Origin of the sequence: Pseudomonas fluorescens (genome assembly GCF_001902145.1) — a bacterium.
Taxonomy (GTDB): Bacteria; Pseudomonadota; Gammaproteobacteria; order Pseudomonadales; family Pseudomonadaceae; genus Aquipseudomonas; species Aquipseudomonas fluorescens_BV.
The window spans coordinates 102,399-126,360 of record NZ_MRST01000016.1; the positions used below are offsets into that span (position 1 = coordinate 102,399).

Sequence of the window (23,962 nt, forward strand, 5' to 3'; positions counted from 1 at the left end):
GATTAGACCAGCTTCGAAAGCTCTGGTACGGCTTCGAACAAGTCCGCCACCAGGCCGTAATCGGCTACCTGGAAGATCGGCGCTTCTTCGTCCTTGTTGATCGCAACGATCACTTTGGAGTCTTTCATACCGGCCAGGTGCTGGATCGCGCCGGAGATACCGACGGCGATGTACAGCTGTGGCGCAACGATCTTGCCGGTCTGGCCGACCTGCATGTCGTTGGGTACGAAACCTGCGTCAACGGCTGCGCGGGAAGCGCCGACCGCAGCACCCAGCTTGTCGGCCAGGGCGTACAGGTGCTTGAAGTTGTCGCCGTTCTGCATGCCACGGCCGCCCGATACGACGATCTTGGCAGCGGTCAGTTCAGGACGGTCCGACTTGGCCAGCTCTTCGCCGACGAAGCTGGAAGTGCCAGCGTCGTGGGCAGCGCAGACGGCTTCAACGGCAGCCGAGCCACCTTCGGCAGCAACCGGGTCGAAACCGGTGGCGCGTACGGTGATGACCTTGACCGAGGCGTTGGACTGCACGGTAGCGATGGCGTTACCGGCGTAGATCGGGCGCTTGAAGGTGTCGGCGCTTTCTACCGAGATGATCTCGGAGATCTGGTCAACGTCCAGCTGCGCGGCAACGCGTGGCAGGATGTTTTTGCCGTTGGAGGTAGCGGCGGCCAGGATGTGGCTGTAGCCAGCGCCAAGCTCGGCGACCAGCGGTGCAACGTTTTCCGGCAGCTGATGCGCATAAGCGGCATTGTCAGCGTTCAGGACTTTGCTCACGCCTGCGATTTTTGCAGCCGCTTCAGCCACGGCGCCAGCGCCCTGCCCTGCTACCAGGACGTGGATGTCACCACCGATTTTGGCGGCAGCGGCCACGGTGTTCAGGGTGGCCGGGGCCAGCACCTTGTTATCGTGTTCGGCGATTACGAGGATAGTCATGATCAGATCACCTTCGCTTCGTTTTTCAGTTTCTCGACCAGTTCAGCCACCGACTTGACCTTGATACCCGCGCTGCGTGCAGCCGGCGCTTCGACTTTGACGGTCTTGTTGGTAGAGGCGGTGGAAACGCCCAACGCGTCCGGAGTCAGCGTCTCCAGAGGCTTCTTCTTGGCTTTCATGATGTTTGGCAGGGACGCATAACGCGGCTCGTTCAAACGCAGGTCGGTGGTGACGATGGCCGGCAGTTTCAGGGATACCGTCTGCGCGCCGCCGTCGATTTCACGGGTGACCGCAACGCTGTCGCCGCTCACTTCGACTTTCGAAGCGAAGGTGCCCTGGCCGTAACCGGTCAGTGCAGCCAACATCTGGCCAGTCTGGTTGTTGTCGCTGTCGATGGCTTGTTTGCCCAGGATCACCAGTTGTGGCTGTTCCTTGTCGACAACGGCCTTGAGCAGCTTGGCAACGGCCAGGGAGGTCAGCTCTTCAGCGGACTCCACCAGAATGGCGCGGTCGGCGCCCAGGGCCAAAGCGGTACGCAACTGCTCTTGAGCAGTGGCAGGGCCGATGGACACCACGACGATTTCCGTCGCCACGCCTTTCTCTTTCAGGCGTACGGCTTCTTCCACAGCGATTTCGCAGAAAGGGTTCATCGACATCTTGACGTTAGCAAGGTCGACGCCGGAATTGTCCGCCTTGACGCGAACTTTCACGTTGTAATCGACAACGCGTTTGACAGCTACAAGAACCTTCATGGATTCCTCGTTACTCTCCGGTGAAAAGAAAGTCGCCTAGGCGAACCTGGCGGTTGATGCTCATCGGCACACAAGGGCACCTCCAAAGACCTCGGCAGTGGCCTTGCACACGGGAAATGACGACCGTTCGTCAGTGGTGACTGAGAGGTCATTCTTTATCGCGGCGTGTAAACTGCGCTCCAACGTTTGGGTGCGCATCACCTTCATTGCCTTCGGCCTGTCTTTGGACGTGCTCTTGAAACCTGCAGTCTGCCTACGGGAAGCGCAAAACCGACCGTATCTTGACCGGAACGCCTATTCTGGTCAATACGGCAAAATGGTCAGTCATAAGCCCCGTTGCTTTGATTTATCTAGGCTGCAGGCAATTCAAACAAACGTTTGTATTGGACGCTGTCAGTGGTCTATATATAATGCGCCACCTAGAGAGACAGGTGGGTGCTGCCTTCGCGCAGAACCACACCGAACCTCCACCCATTAGAAAAAAAAGCCTGTTGAGCCTTGAGTAGGAGATAGCCTGTGGAACGCGAATACATGGAATTCGACGTGGTCATCGTCGGCGCTGGCCCGGCTGGCCTGTCTGCCGCCTGCCGACTGAAGCAGAAGGCCGCCGAAGCCGGTAAGGAAATCAGCGTCTGCGTGGTCGAGAAAGGCTCCGAAGTCGGCGCCCACATCCTCTCCGGTGCCGTGTTTGAACCACGTGCCCTGAATGAACTGTTCCCGGACTGGAAAGCACTCGGCGCCCCGCTCAACACGCCCGTGGTGCGCGATGACATCTATGTACTGCGCAGCCCGGAAGCCTCCACCAAGGTGCCCGACTTCTTTGTGCCCAAGACCATGCACAACGAAGGCAACTACATCATTTCCCTGGGCAACCTGTGCCGCTGGCTGGCCCAGCAGGCCGAGAACCTGGGCGTAGAAATCTACCCAGGCTTCGCCGCCCAGGAAGCGCTGTTCGACGAGAACGGCGTGGTACGCGGGATCATCACGGGCGACCTCGGCGTCGACCGTGAAGGCAAGCCAAAAGACGGCCTGTACACCCCCGGCATGGAGCTGCGTGGCAAGTACACGCTGTTCGCCGAAGGTTGCCGTGGCCACATCGGCAAGCAATTGATCCAGCGCTTCAACCTAGACAGCGACGCCGACGCCCAGCACTACGGCATCGGCCTGAAGGAAATCTGGGAAATCGACCCAGCCAAGCACCAGCCGGGCCTGGTGGTGCACACCGCCGGTTGGCCGCTGGACATCATGGGTAACGAGAACACCGGTGGCTCGTTCCTTTATCACCTGGAAAACAATCAAGTCGTGGTCGGCCTGATTGTCGACCTGTCCTACAGCAACACCTTCCTGTCGCCGTTCGATGAATTCCAGCGCCTCAAGCATCACCCGGTGCTGGCCCAGTACCTGGAAGGCGGTAAGCGCATCAGTTACGGCGCCCGCGCGATTTGCAAAGGTGGCCTGAACTCGCTGCCGAAGATGGTCTTCAAGGGCGGCGCGCTGATCGGTTGCGATCTGGGCACCCTGAACTTCGCCAAGATCAAAGGCAGTCACACCGCGATGAAGTCCGGCATGCTCGCCGCCGACGCCGTGGCCGACCGTCTGTTTGCCGAATCCGAGGGCGGTGATGAGCTGACCACGTATGTCGACAGCTTCAAAGCCAGCTGGCTGTACGAAGAACTGTTCGCCAGCCGTAATTTCGGCCCGGCCGTGCACAAGTTCGGCGCAATCATCGGCGGCGGTTTCAACTGGCTCGACCAGAACATTTTCGGCGGCAAGATCCCTTTCACCCTGCACGACACCAAGCCGGACTACGCCTGCCTGAAGCTGGCCAAAGACAGCCAGAAGATCGACTACCCCAAACCCGACGGCAAGCTGAGCTTCGACAAACTGAGCTCGGTGTTCATCTCCGGCACCAACCATGAAGAAGAGCAGCCGTGCCACTTGAAGCTCAAAGACCCAAGCATCCCGATCGGCACCAACCTGCCGCTCTACGATGAACCGGCGCAGCGCTACTGCCCGGCTGGCGTATATGAAGTGGTGACCAAGGAAGACGGCGAGAAACGCTTCCAGATCAACGCCCAGAACTGCGTGCACTGCAAGACCTGTGACATCAAGGACCCTTCGCAGAACATCACCTGGGTGACGCCGGAAGGTGCGGGCGGGCCGACTTACCCGAATATGTAAGTCGTTCGCTTAACCAGAAAAGGCTCCCGAAATGGGAGCCTTTTTTGTGGGCGACATCGATCAAAATGTAGGAGCGAGCTTGCTCGCGAAAAACGTCAACGATAACGCGCGCAGTCTGAATGAACGCGGCGCCTGTTAGTTTTTCGCGAGCAAGCTCGCTCCTACCGTGTGGTGTCAGGCGGCCCGCTCTTCGCCAGGGTTGCGCAGGAAATAGCGCTTGTACTCCCGACTGAACTGCGACGTACTCTGGTACCCCACCTTGTGCGCCGCCTGCGCCACGCTCATGCCTTCCACCAGCAGCAACTGCTGAGCCTTCAATAACCGCAAGCGCTTGAGGTACTGCACTGGCGACAACAAGGTGCAGCGTTTGAAATGCTCATGAAAGGTCGACGCACTCATGTGCGCATACCCGGCCAACGTCTCGATATTCAGCGGTTCGGCGTAATAGGCATGCAGGTGATTCAAGGCCGTGGCGATCCGGGAAAACTGCCCCTGCTGTTCCACCAGCGCACGCAGCACATCCGCCTGGGGCCCGCGCAAGGCGGTGAACAACAATTCGCGCACACGCGCCGGGCCCATGATCCGGCTTTCCAGCGGATCGTGCAGGCACTGCAACAACCGCTCGACGCAACCGCGCATCGTATCGTCCAGCACCACCGAACTCATCGACTCCAAGGTCTGCGCGGTCGGCGGCGGCCCGGCTTGCATGCCCATGGCAATCACCAACTCGCCCAACACCACGCGGTCGATGCCCACCGTCACGCCATACAGCGGCGCCTCAGGGGCCATGGCAAAGGTCTCGCATTCGAACGGCACCGGCATCGCCTGGATCAGGTAATGCCCGGCGCCATACTCCAACGTGCGCGGGCCGAGGTAGGCGACCTTGCTGCCTTGGGCCACGAACATCAGGCTTGGCTCATAGATCTGCGGCCCACGCGCTACATCGCAGCTGGCACGTAACACCTGCACTCCAGGCAGGTGAGTCGGGGAAAAACCGTCGCGGGGCGTGAGCCCTTCGATCAAGGAAACCAACGTGGCATTGGCGTCCAAATGGCGGGTCAACAGCATGGCAAAAAACTTCGCGAATAAGGGATGACAGCATCATCGCAGGTCTGGCGGCCAATATATCCAAACCTGAGGCACGGCCGGACGAATAGGCATGAGACTCGGAGCATTTGCCATGTTCGCGCCAAAGGCCTGCGCGCAGAATTTGCCGCCTCTGCAGTCCAAGCTTTTGTGAGGTTTACTATGTACACCGCCATCGGTTACGCCGCCCAGTCGGCCACCACGCCCCTCGCCCCGATGTCATTTGAACGCCGCAGCCCGCGTGTCGATGACGTGGCCATCGAGATTCTCTACTGCGGCGTGTGCCACTCCGATATCCACCAGGCGCGCAACGAATGGGGCATCGCCGTGTACCCGCTGATGCCGGGCCACGAGATTGTCGGCAAGGTCACCGCCGTCGGCGCCAACGTCACTGCGCATAAAGTCGGTGACCTGGTGGGCGTAGGCTGCATGGTCGACTCGTGCCGTCACTGCGAAGCCTGCCAATCAGACCTTGAGCAATACTGCCTCGAAGGCCCGACCATGACCTATGCCACGCCGGACCGCGTGGATGGCAGCAACACCATGGGTGGCTACTCCGACAGCATCGTGGTCAGCGAGCATTTCGTGGTGAAGATCCCGGCCAAGCTCGACCTGGCCAGCGCTGCGCCGATCCTGTGCGCAGGCATCACCACCTATTCGCCCCTCAAGCACTACGGCGTGAAAGCCGGCGATAAAGTCGGGATCCTCGGCATGGGTGGCCTGGGCCACATGGGCATCAAGTTCGCCAAAGCCATGGGCGCCGAAGTCACGTTGTTCACGCGCTCGGCCAGCAAGGCCGAGGAAGGCCGTCGCCAGGGCGCCGACCATGTGATCGTCTCCACTGATGCCGAGCAGATGAAAGCTGCTGCCGGGCACTTCGACTTCCTGCTCGACACCATCCCGGTGCAGCACGATCTGAACCCCTACCTCGATGTGCTGCGCTTTGACGGCGTGCATATCCTGGTCGGCCTGATCGAGCCGGTGGACCCGCCCGTCAACGCCGCCAAGCTGGTGCTGGGCCGTAAAGTCTTGGCCGGTTCGCTGATCGGTGGCATTGCCGAAACCCAGGAAGTCCTGGATTTCTGCGCCGAGCATGGCATTACCTGCGACATCGAGATGCTCGACATCCGGCAGATCAACGAAGCTTACGCACGCATGATTGCCGGTGATGTGAAGTACCGCTTTGTCATCGACATGGCGAGCCTGAAAGCCTGATCAGGCCTTGGCGCCCAACTCCGCTGACAGCCGGGCTGCGACCTGTTTGATCACAGGGATCAGCTCGGCCATTTTCTCCAGCGGCATGTAGGGCACGGTACTGGCGATGCTGATGCCGGCGACAATGCGCCCGCTGGCATCGCGCACTGGTGCGGCCACGCAGCGGATCGAAGGCTCGTTGTCTTCGAGGTCAAACGCGTAGCCACCCTCGACATACTCATGCATGCGTTGTTCGAACTGCGCCCAGGATTGCTCCGGGTGCTGCGGCCATTGCAGGCTTCTGCCCGTCGTCGGCAAGCTCGCCTCGTACAAGCGCTGCCACTCCTGCGGCGAATCATCCAGCATTAACGCCTTGCCGATACCGGTGCGCGCCAGCGGCATGCGATGGCCGACCCGCGAGCGCATTTCCGGCCCATTGCGACCGGGGTTCTTGTGCAGGTAAAGCACCTCGTCGTACTCACGAATCGCCAGGTGAATGGTATCGCCGGTCAGCGCCGACAACTCATCCAGGTAGGGCACCGCCAGGTTCACCAAGGGCAACTCTTCACGGGCCTGGAACCCCAATTCGATCAGCTTGGGCCCCAGCAGATAACCGACCTGGGGCACCACACGCAGGTAACGCTCGTCCACCAGGCAACTGGCCAGGCGGTGCGTCGTGCTGCGCGTGGTGCCGATGCGCCGGGCGATCTCCTTGAGATCCCGCGCACCAGCCGCCACCGCTTGCACCACGCCCAGGCCGCGCAACAGGGTCTGGGTGCCGGTGGGGGCGGCGTCTTTGACGGGGATGTGGGCGTTTTCCTGCATATCGGGCCTATAAGTATGAAAGCGGGGGCATTATGGCAAATACCAACTCCCAATACAGCGCAGATCCAAATGTGGGAGCGGGCTTGCTCGCGAATGCTGTGTGTCAATCAGCACATTCATCAGCTGATACTCCGCATTCGCGAGCAAGCCCGCTCCCACATTGGTTTCTGGGTGTTCTTGAGGGGTACTCAACGTTGTTTCATGCGGTCGATTATCACCGCCAGCAACAGGATCGAGCCACGAATCACATACTGGTAAAACGTATCGATGTTCTTCAGGTTCATCGCATTCTCGATGATCGCCAGAATCAACACCCCGGCAATCACATGGCGGATCATGCCGATGCCGCCGCTCAACGACACCCCGCCCAGCACACAGGCCGAGATCACGGTCAGTTCGAACCCCTGGCCAATCATCGGCTGGCCCGAGGTCATGCGTGACGCGAGGATCACCCCGGCCAATGCGCCGATCAAACCGTGCACGGCAAAAATGATGATCTTGGTGCGATCGACATTGACCCCGGCGAGCAACGCGGCTTCCTGGTTGCCGCCAATGGCCATGGTGTTGCGCCCATAGGTGGTGTAATTGAGCAGCCAGCCAAAGAACACAAAGCACAGTACGGTGATGATGATCGGCACCGGCACGCCCAGCAGTTGGCCGTTGCCGAACACGAAGAACCCTTCATTCATCACCCCCACCGCCTTGCCGTTGGAGAAGATGTAGGCCAGGCCGCGCACGATCTGCATGGTCGCCAGGGTGGCAATCAGCGCATTGATGCGCAGCTTGGCGATCACGATGCCGTTGATCAGCCCTACCACCAGGCCCATGGCCAAGGCCGCCGACACGCCGAGTACCACGCTGTCGGTGTCGCGCATCACGATGCCCGCCACCACCCCGGCGCAGGCGATCACCGAGCCTACCGACAAGTCGAAGTGCCCTGAGGCCAGGCAGAACAACATGGTGCACGCAGCAATACCGACAGTCGAAATCGCCAGGCCCAGACCGCGCATGTTCAGCGGCGAGAGGAAGTTGTCGATGAACACCGCGCTGAGCACAAAAATGCCCAGTGCCGCCAGCAGCATCACCCAGTCATCGAGAAATTTGCGCTGATTGAAACCCGGCCAGAAACCCTTTGCAGTTTTTACCTCAGACATAGCCAAACCCTCTTATTCTTGTTCAAGCCCGTGACTGTGGCAGCGCCAGTTGCAGCAGGCGCGCTTCATCCGCTTGGGCGCGGGGCAACTCACCGGTCAAGGCGCCTTCACTCATGACCAGGATGCGGTCGGAGATGCCCATCACTTCCATCAGGTCGCTGGACACCACGATTACCGCAATGCCACTGGCCGCCAGGTTATGGATGATCTGGTAGATCTCCGACTTGGCGCCGATGTCGATACCCCGGGTGGGCTCGTCCAGCAGCAGGACCTTCATCGGCATCGACAGCCAGCGGCCAAGGATGGCTTTCTGTTGGTTGCCACCGGACAGGTACAGGATTTTCTGCTCGGCATTCGGCGTCTTGACCTTCATGGCCTGGATCTGCCGTTCGGCGTTGCCCTTCTCCCAGCCGTCACGCAGCAACCAGCCGAACGAGGCATGGGCACTACGAGCGCTGATGTTGATATTTTCCGCCACGCTGGACAGCGGGATGATGCCTTCCTTCTTGCGGTCTTCCGGGCACAGCAGCACGCCAGCGGCGATGGCGTCGCGGGGTGAGCGCAACTGCAGCGGCTCACCGCAGAGCGCCAGGCTGCCGGCGCTGGCGCGTTCCAGGCCGCTGAGCAGGCGCAATAGCTCTGTGCGTCCTGCCCCCACCAGCCCGAACAGACCCAGGATCTCGCCTTTGCGTACCTGGAAACTCACGGGTTCACGCAGGCCGGGGCCGAGCAAGCCCTCGACCTTGAGCGCCACCTCACCTTGCTCGCGCGGTCGGTAATCGTAGATATCCTGGATATCGCGACCGACCATGCAGGTCACCAACTGGTCGTGGGTCAGCGTGCTCATGTCCTCGAAAGTACGCACGTAGCGGCCGTCCTTGAACACCGTCACCGCATCGCAAATGCGGAACACCTCTTCCATGCGGTGGGACACATAGAGCACCACTTTGCCCTCGTCGCGCAGGCGCGTGATGATGGCCATCAAGCGCTCTATTTCCCGCGCCGAGAGGCTGCTGGTCGGCTCGTCAAAGGCGATCACATGGGCGCCACGGGACAGCGCCTTGGCGATTTCCACCAGTTGGCGCTGGCCCAGGGACAGGCGCCCGAGTTTTTCGTCGGGGTCGATTTCATCGGCCAGGCCCTTGAGGCAAGCCAGGGCCTGCTTGCGCAGCAGGCTCCGGTTGACCACGCCAAAGCGCGTGGGCAAATGCCCGAGGAACAGGTTCTCGGCCACGCTCATTTCCGGCACCAGGTGCAGCTCTTGGTGAATCACCGCCACGCCACTGGCAATGCTGTCGGCAGCGCATTTGAAGGCCATGGTCTGCGCGCCGATCTGCACCGTGCCGCTGGACGGAATGTAGGCGCCGCCGAGGATTTTCAGCAGGGTCGACTTGCCTGCGCCGTTCTCGCCCATCAGCGCGTGCACCGAATGCGGCCGCGCTTCAAAGCTGATCTGCGCCAGGGCTTTCACACCGGGAAACTCCTTGCCGATGCCATTGAAACGCAGGGCTGCGCCGCTCATTTCCACAGGCCGATCTTGGTCAGTTCTTCCTGGAAATTGGCGCGGGTGATCAAGGTCACTTCGTCCATGGCGGTGTATTTGGCCGGTTCCTTGCCGGTGGTGACCCATTCGTACATCGCCAGCGCGGTGTTATAGCCCTCGATATGCGGGCTGGGCAGCATGGAGCCGAAGAAACCGCTGTCGGCTTTCTTCAATTCGCCAATGGCGTCGGTGCCATTGATGCCGATGCCGATCACGTTGGCGGCCTTGAAGCCGGCGCTCTCAGTAGCGCGCACGCCGCCGAGCACGGTGTTGTCATTCATGCCGCCGATGATCAGGTTCTTCGCACCGCCGGGCAGCTTGACCAGGGCCGAGTTGGTGGCGTCCATGCTGCCGGGAACGTCGAGGGTTTTCAGCGCGGCGGTGAGGATGTGGTCCTTGGGAATACCGGCCTCCTCCAGGGATTTGATCGAGCCGTCTGTGCGTTTCTTGCCGGTGTCGAGCTCGTTGAAGGTGTTGATCACCGCATAGGTGTCCTTCCAGTCCCAACCGCGTTTTTTCGCTTCGGCGGCCATGGCGGCGCCCTGCTTCTGGCCCACTTCAAACGCGGCCATGCCCAGGTACGGCACGTCTTCCATGAAGTTGCCCTTGGCATCGACAAAGCGATCATCCACGGCCATCACTTTCAAGCCGTTGGCCTTGGCCTTAGCGACGATGGCCGGGCCCAGGGACACGTCCGGCGGGCAGATCACAAAACCCTTGGCGCCGTTCGCGGCCAGGCTGTCGATGGCCGACAAGGTCTTTTCGCCATCGGGCACGGCGATCTTGATCACGGTAAAACCATGCTCCTTGCCGGCTTTTTCCGCGAATGCCCACTCCGTTTGAAACCAGGGTTCCTCAGCCTGCTTGACCAGGAAACCGATCTTCACTTCTTCAGCCGATACCCAGCCGCAGAACGCCATCGCCAGTGCCACGGCACCGAGTGTTTGCTTGAACATGGACCACCTCCTTCTTGTTATTGAAAAACGCTTTAGTCGTGGTACATCACAGACCGCCCGCCATCGATCATCAGGCAAGTGGCGTTGATAAAGGGCGCCTCGTCGGTCGCCAGGAACAGTGCTGTCATGGCCACTTCGATGGGCTGGCCAATGCGTTTGGGCGGGTGCAGGTCGAACGCGCGCTGGCGTTCGGCGTAGGGGTCTGGGAAACCGTTCCAGTAATCGACGTTGAGCTGGGTTTCGATATAGCCGGGGGCGATGGCATTCACGCGGATGCCCTTGGGCGCGTACTCGATGCCCAGGGCACGGGTGAGGCCGAGCAAGCCGTGCTTGGCGACAGGGTAAGGAAAGCAACCGGGAATGATGTGGCTGGAGTGGGTGGACGCGATATTGATGATGTTGCCGATGCCCTGCTCGATCATGTGCGGCAACACCGAGCGGCAGCCGTACCAGGCACCGTCGAGGTCGATGGCGAAACAGCGGCGCCAGTCCTCGTCGCTCATCTCCAGCGGGTCACGGAACACGTTGACTCCGGCACAGTTGACCAGCACATCCACGCGGCCAAAGCGCTCGATGGCCAGGTTGACCAATGTCTGCCATTGATCCTTGGAAGTGATATCAACCGGTTGGGCGTAAACCTGCGCACCGTGTTCGCGCCAATGGGCGGCGATTTTTTCGACTTTGTCACCCTGGATATCGGCAATGATCAACCGCGCCTGCTGGGCCTGGAAACAGGCAACGATGGCTTCGCCAATGCCTTGGGCGGCGCCGGTGATGATCACCACCTTGTTCTTCAGCCGCTCGCCATAAGTCGGCTCGGGCACGGCGGGTAGGGACAACGGTTGCGCCTGCATCGCTTCACCTTTTTATTTTTTGTAGTGAGTGCTGATGCTGGCGACTATAAACCCATCGCCTGAAACATCTCAATATATAAATTATCGTCCCATATAATGAGCAAACCTTAAAAAAGTGTGGGAGCGGGCTTGCTCGCTAATGCGGTGTGTCAGTTAAAGCATGTGCTGACTGATACACCGCATTCGCGAGCAAGCCCGCTCCCACATTCGATCTTTAGTGACTATACGAAAGAGGCTTCAGCCCAGGGCGAAGTCGCGCAGGGCATCGCCTTCCATGCGATAACGCACCCATTCTTCCTGAGGCTGGGCGCCTATGGATTTGTAGAAGGCAATCGCTGGCTCGTTCCAGTCCAGCACGCTCCATTCAAAGCGCCCGCAACCGTTGTCAAAGGCGATCTTGGCCAAGTGGCGCAGCAACTTCTTGCCGGCCCCGCCGCCGCGTTGTTCCGGGTTGATATACAGATCCTCCAGGTACAGGCAGTTACTGCCCAGCCACGTCGAGTAACTGAAAAAGAACACCGCAAAGCCGATCGGCAAGCCGTCGCGCAAGCAGATCAGGCCATGGGCCGTGGCGCCTTCGCTGAACAGGCTGCGTTCGATATCCACCACACTGGCGATCACTTCATGCCGGGCTTTCTCGTACTCGGCAAGTTCAGTGATAAAGGTCAGGATCTGCGCAGCATCGCTGGGCACGGCGGGGCGAATCTCGATGGTCATGGGCGAGCCTTGGGCAAATTCAAAGGCCACATACTAAGACGGTTTGATGGCCGTTTGCAGTGCAATTGATGCCAATCAGCGCGTTTCACTCCGGCGCGGGGTGAAGCAAGCATCAGCAACCACAGAACAAAGCCTGCGCACGCCCATGGTAAACAATGGGCATAAATCCAACGATCAGAGACCTGCTCATGCACGCCACGCCACCAGTGGGCACGAAGACATTCGCGCTGTTCTGCCTCGCCAGTTTCCTGTTGTCACTGTCTTACGGCTCGACCTTTCTGTTGTCACTGCTGATCCATGCCCGTGGCGGTAATGAACACGACGCGGGCAGTGTCATTGCCACGGCGATGCTCAGCACCTTTGTAGCGGTGGTGCTTTCCGGGCATCTGGCCGATGCGCTGGGCGCGGCGCGAGCGATTGCGAGCACCGGCCTATTGTTGATGGTGGCCTGCCTGGGGTTTGCCCTGACGCCAGGGTTTGGCCAGGGCTTGATGCTGTTTGGATTGTCCCTTGGCTTGGGCTGGGGCGTGTTCTATACCTTGGGCCCGATCATCGTGACGCTGCTGGTGGAACCCCGCCAGCGGGCCAAATATTTCGCCTTGCTCTCGGGCAGTATGTTGAGCGGCATAGGTTCCGGCCCTTTGCTGGGACGCGCCGCCACTGCGCTGGACCTGCCCCTGACAACGGCGTTTTATATTGCCGGGCTCGCCAGCCTCGCCGGGGTGGTGATGTTCTGGCGCATGGGCTCTCGGTTGCGGCAGCACGCGAATGTACCGACCTCCAGGATTTCCTGGGCTGCAAGCCGCCGCGTACTGTCTTCCAAGGCGGCGTTCGCCATCCTGATGGTCGGCCTGGGTGGCTGCGTATTCGGGGGGCTGTCTTCGTTCCAGACCAGCTATGCCGTTGCCCATAAGCTGGACTATTCGCTGTTCTTCGCGGGTTTCCTGACAGCGGCAATTACCAGTCGCCTGCTGATCGCCGGTTTCGTGGTCAAGCGCGATGCATACCAGGCTGCCTGCGTATTATCCGGGGTGATGTTCGGCGCGATCGCGCTGTTCGCGTTTGGTGTCAGCGGTAACCTCAGTTATGTGCTCGCCGCCGCCACGCTAGGGATCGGGTATGGCCTGACGTATTCGGTGATTAATGGCCTGGTGGCCAACGAAGCACCCAGCGGCACCACTTCCCAGGCGTTATTGCTGTTCAGCCTGGCGTACTTTATCGGCGTCTTCGGGTTTCCCTGGCTCGCAGGCAAGATCATCGTCGACTTCGGCCTTGCGACAATGATGCTGAGCGTACTGGTGATCGCCGCACTCAACTGGACGATCACGGTGGCGCGCTTGGTAGCGCGCCGAGTATCGGCACATAAAGTGATACATGTGAGCTGATACCGTTCGTCGCCATCCCGGCACGATCGGCAAACGCGGGCAGACCAATACAGGGTAAGGACATTAATCATATGGAGGCACCCTGATGAAAAATTCCAAATTTGCTGCCCTCGCCCTCACCGGCCTGTTGTCTGCCGCGTCCCTGAGCGCCTTCGCTGGCAGTTCGACCACCGGGCCCACCGACCCTACGCCGGACGCCACCACTGAGTCGCAAAAATCCATGGGCACGGGCCTGGATACCAATGGTGGTGCGATCATCGACAACAGCGCCGACCCACGCACCAAAGGCAATGACACTCAGCGCCAGGCACCGCCTGCCGTAGGCAACGGCAAGATGGGCCCAGGCACGGACAACAATGAGCCGAAGATCAACAAGGGCGACGACTCGAACATCCCGGGCGCGAAGAAACAACCAGCGCCTTGATACACCCTTGGTACGACCTACACCCGACCATTTCCCCGTGAAGAGGTACGCATGAACGTCGATAGAAACCTTGAAAAAGAAGTCCTCACCCGCCTGCTGCACGCTCATCCGCAAGGTTTGGGCAAGGAGGTGCTGGACAATTACCGCGGTGAGAAAGAGGTCGCCGGTGTCTTGGCGTTCCTGCAGGACCGCGGGCTGATCAAGGATGGGCATGTGACCACCGACGACGCCGGTGAATATTCGTTGAACCTGCCGATCAAGCTGACTGCCTCTGGTGTGGATGAGGCACGCAAGCTGGACGGTGCAGTCCCTCAGTAATCCATTTCTGGTCTGGCCTCAGGCCACTGGGGCCAGAAGGAGTTTTAGCGATGCCTCGTGGAAGCAAAGCCAAATACACCGACGAACAGAAACGCAAGGCCGCTCATATCGAAGACAGTTATGAGCACAAGGGGTTGCCCAAGGACGAAGCCGAAGCCCGTGCCTGGGCGACCGTCAACAAACAGTCTGGCGGCGGTGAAAAAGCCGGCGGATCAGGCCGACGCAAGGCGCCAGCCAAGAAAACCCAGGACCGGCAGGAATCGGCCAAGCGCGCCGCTGCCAGTCGTGAAGGGCACCCGCGCAGCAGCCGTGCCTCGCTGGGTACGCAGACCAAGGAAAGTTTGATGAAAGAGGCGCGGGCCAAGGATATTCCTGGGCGCTCAACCATGCGCAAAGATGAGTTGATCCAAGCCCTGAAAAAAGCAGGTTAAACGCAGGACCCATTGTGGGAGCGGGCTTGCTCGCGAATGCGGTGTGTCAGTCAGCACATGTTTTAACTGACACACCGCATTCGCGAGCAAGCCCGCTCCCACATTTTTGAGCTTCGTTTATTCAGTCACTAATGCATCGACCTCAGCAGTGCCAGGTGAAGTCGCCGGCCCCCAACGGGTCACCGCCAGTGCTGCGGCTGCATTCGCTCTGCGCGCCGCTTGAACAGGTTTCAATCCTAGTGCCAACCCGGCAATAAATACCCCTGCATGTGCATCCCCCGCACCATTGCTGTCTACCGCCTGAACCTTGAAGCCTGGTACGTGCTCAGTCTCTGCCCCACGCCCTACCCAGCAACCATTTGGCCCATCGCGCACAACCAGCAGTGCCTGCATGTGCTGATTCAGCATGGGCAGCGCCTGATTAATATCCGTCGCCCCGGTAAACGCGAGGGCTTCAGGGCCATTGCTGGTCCAGATGTCGATACGCGGCAACAAGGCGCGCATCAACGCTGAGTCCGGCGCCTTGACCAGCGGGCCTGGGTCGAATACCACTACGATGTCTCGCGGCAGCGCCAGCAGCCAGTCAAGCAACGGCTGCGCCTTACCGTCAAGCAGCAAGCTGTAGCCACTGACATACACGTAATCATCGACACGCGGGACGATCTGAGCCAAGTCGTCGGCGCTCAGCTCACCCTCGGCGCCGAGATGGGAGATGAAGGTGCGTTCGGTGCTTGCTTCAGTCAGCGACACGCACAACCCGGTATCTTTGCCAGCGCTGGCTGCCAAGGCCATTTCAATACCCTCGGCCTGCATCGCTGCACGCGCCAGCTCGCCAAAGCGGCCCTCGCCATGACGGCCCAGGTAAACCACCGGCAACCCATTGCGTCGTGCCGCAGCCATCACGTTGAACCCGCCACCGACTTGGAAACTGGCGGAGTTGGCCAGCACGTCACCGCCGCTTGCTGGCAGGGTGTCGAGGCCCATGACCAGGTCAACAATGACCTGGCCGGTGTGCAGCAATCTAGACATTGGCGCTCTCTGCTAAAGCAGGACGACGGTCAGCCGCGCCGCCCAGTACCGCATATAGTCCACCCGCTACCAGGAAGGTCACGACCCAGCCCAGGCCGTTGTGGCCCAGCCAGGAGTCGGACAGCGGCCCGGCAAACCAGATGTTTTCGGCGGTGGTGCCGATGGTGGTGAAGCTGAACCCCAGCACAATGGCCACGGCCCAGGCGCCAAATGCACGCCACTCCACGCCGCCGCGATACCAGTAGGCACTGCTGGGGCTGACGTCCAGCAGGTCGGTGGGGCTGTAATAATGACGGTGAATCAGGTCGACCACGAAGATCCCGACCCACGCCGTGATCGGCACCGCCAGCAGCGAAATGAAGGTAATGAACGGGCCATAGAAGCTGTCGGCGATCAGCATGAAGTAGATGGAGCCGGCAAAAATCGCCACGATATCGACGATCACCGCATGCACGCGCTTGACCTTCAAACCCAGGGTCAGGGTGGTGAGACCGGCCGAATACACTGACAGATTGTTCGACAGCAACAGCCCGCCGAACGCGGTGATCAGGTACGGCACGGCCATCCAGGTCGGCAGCATGTCGCGGATCGCGATGATGGGGTCGGTGGCCGATGCCAAGTCATTGTTACCCACCGACAACAGGCCACCCAGGGTGATCAGTAGCACCAGCGGGATACCTGCACCAAACGCGGCGGAGGCCACCAGGCGCACGGCCTTGACGCTGCGGTGCTGGTAACGCGACATGTCTGCACCGGCGTTGGCCCAACCGATACCGGTACCGGCAGCCATGGTGCCTACGCCAATGATCATCGCGCTCAACGGCGCCGGGGTGGCGTTGAACACCGCGCTCCAGTCGATGGTGGCACACAGAAAGCCGCCCACCAGAATGTTCAGGCCGCCGAATACGTAGGTGGCCCACTTCTGGATCACCAGCAATGTGGCGTGGCCCAGGCCCGATACGGCCAGGGTCAGCAGCACGAAGATGGCAATGAAGATCAGGGTGAGCACCGGCGCGCTCTTGGCCTCCACTGCCGAGCCGAACAGGATGGAGCTCAACGACAATAATACGAAGGCTGCGGTGGTGGTGTTGACGGTTTCCCAACCCAGGCGGGACATCAGCGACACCAATGTCGGGCCGATATTGCCGCGCACACCGAAAATGGCGCGGGACAAGGTCAGGCTGGGCGCGCGACCACGGCGACCGGCGATGGAGATGATGCCCACTACGGCAAAGGAGCCAGCGGCACCAAGAATCGCGACGATGATCGCCTGCCAGATGGCCAGGCCACGAAACGCCACCAGCGTCGCACCAAGGGGCAAACCGAGGATGCTGATATTGGCCGCGAACCATACCCAGAACAGTTGCAGCGGATGACCGTTGCACTCGCCTTCCGGGACCGGCTCGATGCCGCGTGTTTCCAGTTGTCCGGCGCTTTGGCCGGAAGAGGGGCTGCTCATTAAGGGGTGCTCCTGGTGCCTGTATTGTTGTGGTTGTGGCGGATATGCAAATCAAACCTCTTACCGGGTCGTCCTGACGCAAAGATCCACTGTAGGAGCGAGCTTGCTCGCGAAGGTGGCCAACGATAACGCGGGGAGCCAGGAAAAAAGCAGCGCTCTGGTGGTTTTCGCGAGCAAGCTCGCTCCTACAGGGAACAGGGACTTATCGCAAAGCGAGCAGCCCCTGGACCAGCGGCTGCAAGTCCAGGCCATTGACCCGCTTGACCTGTTCAACCAACGCCTCAGGCCAGCACTGCATACCCAGGCACGCCCCCAGCATGGCGCCCAGGATCGCGGCAATGGTGTCGGTGTCGCCGCCCAGGCTGGCCGCCAGGCACAGGGCTTCGAAGGCATTCATATCACCCGACGCCACTTGCTGGGCCAAGGCAAACGAGACCACCACCGATTCCTGGGAAGCCACCGAAGTACCGATCAACTCGTAAAGCAGGTCGGCAAACAATGCTTTGTCGCCGCTGCCGACGCTCAGGGTGCGAGCCCAACTGATGCGGGTAGAAATGCGTCCGCCCGCGATCCAGTGACCATGGCTTTCGGCCTGTCGAGCAATCTGGGTCCCGATATTCAGGGCTTCCCCCAGGTCCACGCCATTGATGCCAGCCGAGACCACCGCCGCCACGGCCGCAGCGCTGGAAATACCCAGGCTGGTGTTATGAGTGACCTGGCACGCCTGGATCACCGCCTGGATAAACCGCCCCGGGTCGCTGACATCGGCGGCGATGCCCACCGGGGTGATGCGCATGGCCGCACCATTGGTGGTGCCGTAGCGCCCGGATTCTTCTGGGGTATGGCCGGCGAGGATCATGTCGATCGCGCGTTTGGTGGACGGCCCGAGCAAGTCCTGGGAACCCTTGGCGCGCATCCCCGCTTCCCAGTCGATCAGGCGCTGGGCAAGCACGCTGGGCTCGATCTGGCCCTGGCCTTGCACCAGTAACTCGGCAACCAGGATGGCTTGTTCGGTGTCATCGGTGATGGAACCGGCAGGCATGTTGGGCGCAATGGGCTGGTCGGCGTCGGCGTCTTCCAAGGCGGTGATGGCACCGAAGCGCTTTTGGACCTGCTCGCGGCTCAAGGATTGGGTGGGCATGCCCAAGGCATCGCCCAGGGCCAGGCCATAAAAGGCGCCAAGTGCGCGATTTTCTCGGGTCATTTCGACGCTCCAAACTGCAGATGCAGGCGAAAGTGCAGCGGGTCGAGCAGGCTTTCGACATGCTCCATGAAACGCTCGCGACGATCATAGGTGGTGCGCGACGCCTTGAGAAATACCGTACCGCTGGGGCGCCCGAGTAATTCGGCGTCTTCATCGCTCAGGGGTTCGGCACCGATCCACTGGTCGCCGTCGGCCCCGACGTAGCCGTAGGCGGCCAGGGTGATGGTCAGGGAGTTGTCGATCAGGCCAATGTGGGGCAGGTTTTCCAGATCGCCAACGGCCGGCATCAACGAGCGCTCCAGCGACACCGCTGTACCGTCAGCCGTACGCCGCAGGCGCTCGAGGGTAATGAACTGGTCGGTGCCGAAACGGCTGAACAGATCCGGGTGCGTCACGGCTTCGAAACGCAGGACGTCGGTGCTTACTTGGGCGCCCGTATCGGCCAAGGCCTGGGCCCAACCGCTGCGTTGGTCCAACACCATGCCGTCAAAGGTGACAATCGAACCGACGCCGCTCTGGGTGGCGATGTAGTTGCGACGCTTGAGCTCGGCCAGCGCCTCGCGCAGCGTGCCCCGGCTGACCGCAAACTCCTCGGCCAGTTGGTGCTCGCCCGGCAACAGGAAGCCGTCGGCCATGACTCCACCTTCGATACGGCGGATGAGCTCATCGACGACGCGTTTTTTCTTATCAAATCGAACATGTCTAATCATGTACAAATTGATAACCGAAAGCGCGCGTTTACCGCAAGAGGATTATTTCAGGCTGAAGACAAAAACCGCCTCAGGGCTCCAGGCCGATGGGGAAAAACTCCCCGCTGCTCCAGACGCCAAGCCAGTTCTGACCGTTGATCGGACGGCTCACCGCCAGCTCCACCAACTGGTAAAAAACGTTGCGATGCACGAGGGCTTCGAGGTTGGTGCGAACGCGCACATAGGGGGCGGGTTCTTGGGTGACGGGGTCGATCACCACCCGCAGCGGGTGTTCGAGGCCTGCCTCGAACTGTTCGTCGACGTTGGTGGTAAAGCGCAATAACTGGCTTTCGCCCTGCCCTTGCACTTCGAGGGTCACTGCCACAAACGGCGCATCATCGACGCGGATGCCGACCTTTTCCACCGGCGTCACCAGGAAATAATCGTCGCCATCGCGGCGGATGATGTTGGAGAACAGCTTGACCATCGGCTTTCGCCCGATGGGTGTGCCCTGGTAGAACCACGTGCCATCGCGGGCGATGCGCATGTCGATATTGCCGCAGAAATCCGGGTTCCACAGATGCACCGGTGCCGGCCCCTTGCCCTTGGGCAGTTGGGCCAATAACTCATTAGCCTTGGCGGAATCGGTCATGGCGGGCTCCTCTGTCTTACTGATCACTCATACCCAGCAAACCGCGGGCATATTGCGCCAGGGGGCGGGCGATCAAATCTTGTGGCGATGTGTCGTGGAACGTCAGTAAACCGCCACGACTGCGAATACGTGCAGTATCAATCAAATACTGGGTGCTGGTCTCGATCAACATGACTTGGATCACCCCGCTGTCCAGGCCAAGGCGGTCCAGGGCTTGTTGGTCGGTCCACTCGTCGGCGTTGCCGATACGGTCATCGGCTGCCGCAAAGCGGCAATACAGCAGGTAATGAGCACCCGCGTCGCGGGCTTCGGCCATGGCCTGTTCAAGACCCTCCGGCTGGCGGGCGCGACGGATCATGGGGAAATATTCAACGAAGCCATTGAACGCTTCCTCGGCCACCACATTGGGCCGCGGGTAAGCGCTGCCCGGCGGCACGAAGGCGCCCTGGGCGATAAACACAAAGGAGTCCGGCTGTATGCGCACCGAGGCGGTACGCCGCGTATCGCTGTGATCGAGCAGCCCGGCATCGCTCATCTGATAGCGGGTGCCTTCGGCCATATCACTGACGGTCATGCAACCGCCCAGGGCCAATGACGCCAGCAGCAAAACCAGACTACGCATCCTAATCCTCCAGAGGCCGGTGACAGGAAACCGGCGAATGGGGCGTGGGATGCAGGTTCTACGCCAGTTCGAGCAGCGCATGACAAATGTGGGGGTTGCCTGCGATGACGGCCTGACAGCCGACGCTTATCTACCTGACACTCCACGATCCAACTGTGGGAGCGGGCTTGCTCGCGAAGGCGGCCCGGCAGTCAACACAGTTAGATTGTGTGCATATCCATTCCTGCGGTAACGGCTACTTAGGGTTCCGCCCTGACGGCGGGTCACTTTGGAAAAGCCCCAAAGTAACCAAAGGGCTCTTGCCCCACCACTCGGCACCTCGCCTAGGCTCGGTGTGCCCGTAATCCGCCAGTGATTTGGGGGGCCGCCTAAGATCAAAAGCAGATCAAGAGCAAGATCAAAAGCGGCTCGCTTCGCATCGTGGTTACCGTCGGTGGCTATAAACTAGAAAGTTGTAAGAATCCATCAGCATCGCAGGCAAGCCAGCTCCCACCACTGATGTGCGACCGAATTAAAACGGGATCAGCCGCCGATGATCTTCATGATCGTGGCACCACCGGAAAACGCCACTTCCTGCTTGTCGGCCAAGGCCTTCATCAACAAGCCCTGCAACGCCGGCAACGCCTGGTGACGCGGTTGATCGAGCAAGTCACCGACATAATGGCGATTGCTGGAGGACAGGCACCCATGCAGCCAACCGGTGGAGGACAACCGCAACCGCGAACAGGTGCGGCAGAACGGTACGCTCTCGTTGGCGATCACACCGAAGAAGCCCTTGCCCGGCACTTCGTAGCGTACCGCCGTCGCATCGACGGGTGCGTTGGCTTGCAGGTATTCATGTTGCTCGCCGATCAAGCTGAGCAGCTGTTGCAAACTGACGAACTGTTGCAGGAACGCGTTGGAGTCTTTGGCCAGGTGCCCCATGCGCATCAGTTCGATAAAGCGCAGCTCGTAGCCACGCGCCAGGCAGTAATCGAGCAGCGGCATCACCTGGTCCAGGTTCTGGCCGCGCAACGGCACCATGTTGACTTTGATCTTGATTCCGGCAGCACTGGCCTGGTCCATGCCATCGAGCACGGTGGCCAGGTCGCCGCCACGGGCGATGCTGCGGAAAGCGTTGGCATCCAGCGTGTCGAGGGAGACATTGATGCGTCGGATACCAGCGGCCACCAGCAACGGCAGTTTGCGCGCCAGCAGTTGGCCGTTGGTGGTCAGGCTGATGTCGCTCAGGCCCATCTGCCCTACCGCCCTCATGAAGGCTTCCAACTTGGGGCTGACCAACGGCTCACCGCCGGTAATGCGCAAGCGCTCGATACCCGCCGCTTCGATCAGGTATGCCACGCCTCGGGCCATGGCTTGGGCCGACAGTTCATCCTGGGCAGCCACCAGCCGCTTGCCGTCAGGCACGCAATAGGTACACGCATAATTGCAGGCTGAAGTCAGGCTGATCCGCAAATTGCGAAAACGCCTGCCTTGACGATCAACGATCATGGATCACTCCGGCAGAGGATAATTCGGGCGCGCTAAAAGCTGACTCATAACTCAGCTTTTAGCAAGGTCCTTGCCTGAGTATATTCCTGGGTTACTGCGCCTGGCAGTAAATCGTTGCGCCATCACTGTGGCGAATGACTTACGTGGCAGGGGTGTCGCCGCTCTTCTCGGCGCCCGGCAGTTCCGGGCTGTGCTTGCGCTTGTTGCCCATGCGCACGCCGATGTCCATCAGGAATTGGAAGAAACCTTCCTGGTCTTCCAGCACATTGCTCCAGAACGGCGAGTGGTACAGCGCCACAGCGCCATGCACCAAGGCCCAGGCGGCGCAGTAGTGGAAATATGGTGGCACGTCTTCAAGCTTGCCTTCGCTGATACGCCCCTTGATCAGCAGGGTCAGGCGTTCGAAGTTCGAGGCGCGGATCTTGTGCAGTTCCTCGACCATCTCCGGCACTTGGTGACCTTTGACCACCTTCTCTTCCAGGCGGTCGAACAGGCGATAGCGCTGCGGGTCACGCATGCGGAACTCGAAGTAAGCGCGGGACAGGGCTTCCTTGTCTTTGTCGACATCCGCAGAGTGCAGCAACTCGTTCAAATCGCGCTCGTAGTCGAGCATCAGGCGCAGGTAGATTTCGGCCTTGGACTTGAAGTGCTTGTAGATCGTGCCTTTGCCGATACCCACGGCATCCGCAATCATCTCGACGGTGACGCTGTCTTCGCCTTGTTCAAGAAACAACTTGAGCGCGGTGTCGAGAATTTCCTGCTCACGGCGGCGAAACTCACGGACCTTACGGGGTTCTTTGTGCATGAGGAAGAGTCTGCAGAGGTCGGAAATAGGGAGGGTTGCGCAGGGCCATGGATACGTGGCGATACGATTTACCCGATGCGAGGGATTATCCCGACTGAACGGTCGTTGGGCAATGTCTATGTGAACCCGCCAGGCACATAAGTTTCAATGCGCCAACGATTTCGCCGTTATCAGTCAGAAATAATACGCAACACCTGAGCCTGCCCATCAGCGCAATGAGAACTCAAGCGAAGGCCGCGTATTCCAAATCTGTTTAAAAAACGATCAATCACGACTGGACTGAATGGGATAGTGGTCAATACTTCAACTGTCGGCGCGACATCTCCCCCAAGTGACGCGTCGACCTGGGTACCGACGGACTGCGTGCCCTTGTTTTACTCCTAATGGTCTTAGCCCGGATTCACCCCCCAGAACCCGGGTTTTTTTTGCCTGCGATTCAGCCGCTTTAACCGGCTACGTGGGCCAGCGGGAACAGGCGCTTGAAGTTCTCGGTGGTCTGCTCGGCAAAACGCTCGTACGACTCGCCGCGCAGCATCGCCAGGTAATCAGCCACGTCACGTACATATTCGGGCAAGTTCGGTTTGCCGCGATGGGGGATGGGCGCCAGGTACGGCGAGTCGGTTTCCACCAGCAGGCGGTCGGCGGGCACTTGGCGGGCCACATCGCGCAGCGCGTCGGCATTGCGGAAGGTGACGATGCCCGACAGGGAAATATAGAACCCCAGGTCCAGGGCCGCCTTGGCCATGTCCCAGTCTTCGGTAAAGCAATGCAACACGCCAGCCTGCGGCAACGCGGCTTCACGCAGCAAGGCCAGGGTATCGGCACGGGCGCCTCGGGTGTGGACGATCACCGGCTTGCCCGTCTGCTGGGCGGCTTGCAGGTGCAGGCGGAACGAGGCCTGCTGCAACTCGGCAGCTTCAGGCTCGTAGTGATAGTCCAGGCCGGTTTCGCCAATGGCCACCACCCGCGGGTGGTTGAGCTCACTCAGTAACCAGTCCAGAGCCGGCGCTTCGCCAGGCTTGAGGTCCAGCGGGTGGATACCCACCGAGCAATCGACGTCGGCGTAGCGATCAGCCAGGGCTTTGACATCGGCGGCGTTGTCGGCGCTGACGCCAATGCACAGGAAGTGCCCTACCCCACGCTGGCGGGCAGCTTCAAGGGCGGCGTCGAGGGAGCCGCCGTGCTGGGCAAGGTCGAGGCGATCAAGGTGGCAATGAGAATCTACGAGCATAGGAATCAGGGCTTAAGTCACAAAAGAG

The 23,962-nt window shown here is 60.3% G+C and carries 24 protein-coding genes; 6 read left to right on the forward strand and 18 right to left on the reverse strand.

The window, feature by feature from the left end; all coding sequences use genetic code 11:
* Positions 1 to 2 precede the first annotated feature (2 nt).
* A complete protein-coding gene (locus BUE92_RS03825; RefSeq protein ID WP_073521985.1) occupies positions 3 to 932 on the reverse strand; it encodes an electron transfer flavoprotein subunit alpha/FixB family protein in 930 nt (309 codons plus the stop codon).
* Positions 933 to 934: 2 nt separating this feature from the next.
* A complete protein-coding gene (locus BUE92_RS03830; RefSeq protein ID WP_073521986.1) occupies positions 935 to 1,684 on the reverse strand; it encodes an electron transfer flavoprotein subunit beta/FixA family protein in 750 nt (249 codons plus the stop codon).
* 516 nt (positions 1,685 to 2,200) lie between these two features.
* On the opposite strand from BUE92_RS03830, the gene BUE92_RS03835 reads away from it, so the two are divergent.
* Positions 2,201 to 3,865 (forward strand): electron transfer flavoprotein-ubiquinone oxidoreductase, encoded by a 1,665-nt coding sequence (locus tag BUE92_RS03835; RefSeq protein WP_003193481.1) that lies wholly within the window; start codon positions 2,201 to 2,203, stop codon positions 3,863 to 3,865.
* Positions 3,866 to 4,039: 174 nt separating this feature from the next.
* Here the strand turns inward: BUE92_RS03835 and BUE92_RS03840 are convergent, their stop codons facing one another.
* Entirely contained in the window at positions 4,040 to 4,933 is an 894-nt protein-coding gene (locus BUE92_RS03840) for an AraC family transcriptional regulator (RefSeq protein ID WP_073521987.1), read from the reverse strand.
* Between the two features lie 180 nt (positions 4,934 to 5,113).
* Here BUE92_RS03840 and BUE92_RS03845 point away from each other — a divergent pair, with 180 nt between their 5' ends.
* Positions 5,114 to 6,166, forward strand: a complete 1,053-nt coding sequence (locus BUE92_RS03845; RefSeq protein ID WP_054897943.1) for an NAD(P)-dependent alcohol dehydrogenase — start codon at positions 5,114 to 5,116, stop codon at positions 6,164 to 6,166.
* Here the strand turns inward: BUE92_RS03845 and BUE92_RS03850 are convergent, their stop codons facing one another.
* The 6 genes from BUE92_RS03850 to BUE92_RS03875 form a co-directional block, all read right to left on the reverse strand.
* A complete protein-coding gene (locus BUE92_RS03850; RefSeq protein WP_073521988.1) occupies positions 6,167 to 6,970 on the reverse strand; it encodes an IclR family transcriptional regulator in 804 nt (267 codons plus the stop codon). It lies immediately after the preceding gene.
* Positions 6,971 to 7,158: 188 nt separating this feature from the next.
* On the reverse strand, positions 7,159 to 8,124 hold the full coding sequence (gene araH, locus BUE92_RS03855; protein WP_034126745.1) for an L-arabinose ABC transporter permease AraH: 966 nt from the start codon (positions 8,122 to 8,124) through the stop codon (positions 7,159 to 7,161).
* Between the two features lie 22 nt (positions 8,125 to 8,146).
* Positions 8,147 to 9,646, reverse strand: coding sequence for an L-arabinose ABC transporter ATP-binding protein AraG (araG, locus tag BUE92_RS03860; protein WP_073521989.1), 1,500 nt, complete (start codon positions 9,644 to 9,646; stop codon positions 8,147 to 8,149).
* Positions 9,643 to 10,623: a substrate-binding domain-containing protein gene (locus tag BUE92_RS03865; protein ID WP_081372167.1), complete on the reverse strand. Its 981-nt coding sequence runs from the start codon at positions 10,621 to 10,623 to the stop codon at positions 9,643 to 9,645. The genes araG and BUE92_RS03865 overlap by 4 nt, the downstream gene beginning before the upstream one ends.
* 32 nt (positions 10,624 to 10,655) lie before the next feature.
* Positions 10,656 to 11,477, reverse strand: a complete 822-nt coding sequence (locus tag BUE92_RS03870; protein WP_073521990.1) for an SDR family oxidoreductase — start codon at positions 11,475 to 11,477, stop codon at positions 10,656 to 10,658.
* Between the two features lie 237 nt (positions 11,478 to 11,714).
* Complete coding sequence (locus BUE92_RS03875; RefSeq protein WP_010208407.1) at positions 11,715 to 12,194, reverse strand: GNAT family N-acetyltransferase; 480 nt, start codon at positions 12,192 to 12,194, stop codon at positions 11,715 to 11,717.
* Between the two features lie 188 nt (positions 12,195 to 12,382).
* On the opposite strand from BUE92_RS03875, the gene BUE92_RS03880 reads away from it, so the two are divergent.
* The 4 genes from BUE92_RS03880 (at position 12,383) to BUE92_RS03895 (ending at position 14,752) form a co-directional block, all read left to right on the forward strand.
* On the forward strand, positions 12,383 to 13,579 hold the full coding sequence (locus tag BUE92_RS03880; protein WP_073521991.1) for an MFS transporter: 1,197 nt from the start codon (positions 12,383 to 12,385) through the stop codon (positions 13,577 to 13,579).
* A gap of 85 nt (positions 13,580 to 13,664) precedes the next feature.
* Positions 13,665 to 14,003, forward strand: a complete 339-nt coding sequence (locus tag BUE92_RS03885; RefSeq protein ID WP_073521992.1) for a hypothetical protein — start codon at positions 13,665 to 13,667, stop codon at positions 14,001 to 14,003.
* Between the two features lie 51 nt (positions 14,004 to 14,054).
* Positions 14,055 to 14,321, forward strand: coding sequence for a hypothetical protein (locus BUE92_RS03890; protein WP_073521993.1), 267 nt, complete (start codon positions 14,055 to 14,057; stop codon positions 14,319 to 14,321).
* A gap of 50 nt (positions 14,322 to 14,371) precedes the next feature.
* Positions 14,372 to 14,752, forward strand: a complete 381-nt coding sequence (locus tag BUE92_RS03895) for a termination factor Rho (RefSeq protein WP_073521994.1) — start codon at positions 14,372 to 14,374, stop codon at positions 14,750 to 14,752.
* 117 nt (positions 14,753 to 14,869) lie between these two features.
* On the opposite strand, the gene BUE92_RS03900 is transcribed toward BUE92_RS03895, so the two are convergent.
* The 9 genes from BUE92_RS03900 to BUE92_RS03940 all read right to left on the reverse strand — a co-directional run bounded on the left by BUE92_RS03900 (position 14,870) and on the right by BUE92_RS03940 (position 23,934).
* On the reverse strand, positions 14,870 to 15,781 hold the full coding sequence (locus tag BUE92_RS03900; protein ID WP_073521995.1) for a PfkB family carbohydrate kinase: 912 nt from the start codon (positions 15,779 to 15,781) through the stop codon (positions 14,870 to 14,872).
* Complete coding sequence (locus tag BUE92_RS03905; protein ID WP_073521996.1) at positions 15,774 to 17,240, reverse strand: purine-cytosine permease family protein; 1,467 nt, start codon at positions 17,238 to 17,240, stop codon at positions 15,774 to 15,776. Before BUE92_RS03905 ends, BUE92_RS03900 begins: the two co-directional genes overlap by 8 nt.
* Positions 17,241 to 17,442: 202 nt before the next feature.
* Positions 17,443 to 18,444 carry an ADP-ribosylglycohydrolase family protein gene (locus BUE92_RS03910; RefSeq protein WP_073521997.1) on the reverse strand — a complete coding sequence of 334 codons (1,002 nt, stop codon included), beginning with the start codon at positions 18,442 to 18,444 and terminating at the stop codon, positions 17,443 to 17,445.
* Positions 18,441 to 19,154, reverse strand: a complete 714-nt coding sequence (locus BUE92_RS03915) for a GntR family transcriptional regulator (protein ID WP_073521998.1) — start codon at positions 19,152 to 19,154, stop codon at positions 18,441 to 18,443. Before BUE92_RS03915 ends, BUE92_RS03910 begins: the two co-directional genes overlap by 4 nt.
* A 70-nt stretch (positions 19,155 to 19,224) precedes the next feature.
* Entirely contained in the window at positions 19,225 to 19,785 is a 561-nt protein-coding gene (locus tag BUE92_RS03920; protein WP_073521999.1) for a DUF1285 domain-containing protein, read from the reverse strand.
* Positions 19,786 to 19,801: 16 nt separating this feature from the next.
* Positions 19,802 to 20,407 (reverse strand): DUF4823 domain-containing protein, encoded by a 606-nt coding sequence (locus tag BUE92_RS03925; RefSeq protein ID WP_073522000.1) that lies wholly within the window; start codon positions 20,405 to 20,407, stop codon positions 19,802 to 19,804.
* Positions 20,408 to 20,929: 522 nt separating this feature from the next.
* Positions 20,930 to 21,898 carry a GTP 3',8-cyclase MoaA gene (locus BUE92_RS03930; protein ID WP_073522001.1) on the reverse strand — a complete coding sequence of 323 codons (969 nt, stop codon included), beginning with the start codon at positions 21,896 to 21,898 and terminating at the stop codon, positions 20,930 to 20,932.
* A gap of 139 nt (positions 21,899 to 22,037) precedes the next feature.
* Positions 22,038 to 22,703 (reverse strand): TetR/AcrR family transcriptional regulator, encoded by a 666-nt coding sequence (locus BUE92_RS03935; RefSeq protein ID WP_034128432.1) that lies wholly within the window; start codon positions 22,701 to 22,703, stop codon positions 22,038 to 22,040.
* 445 nt (positions 22,704 to 23,148) lie between these two features.
* Positions 23,149 to 23,934, reverse strand: coding sequence for a TatD family hydrolase (locus BUE92_RS03940; protein WP_073522002.1), 786 nt, complete (start codon positions 23,932 to 23,934; stop codon positions 23,149 to 23,151).
* Between the last annotated feature and the right edge of the window lie 28 nt (positions 23,935 to 23,962).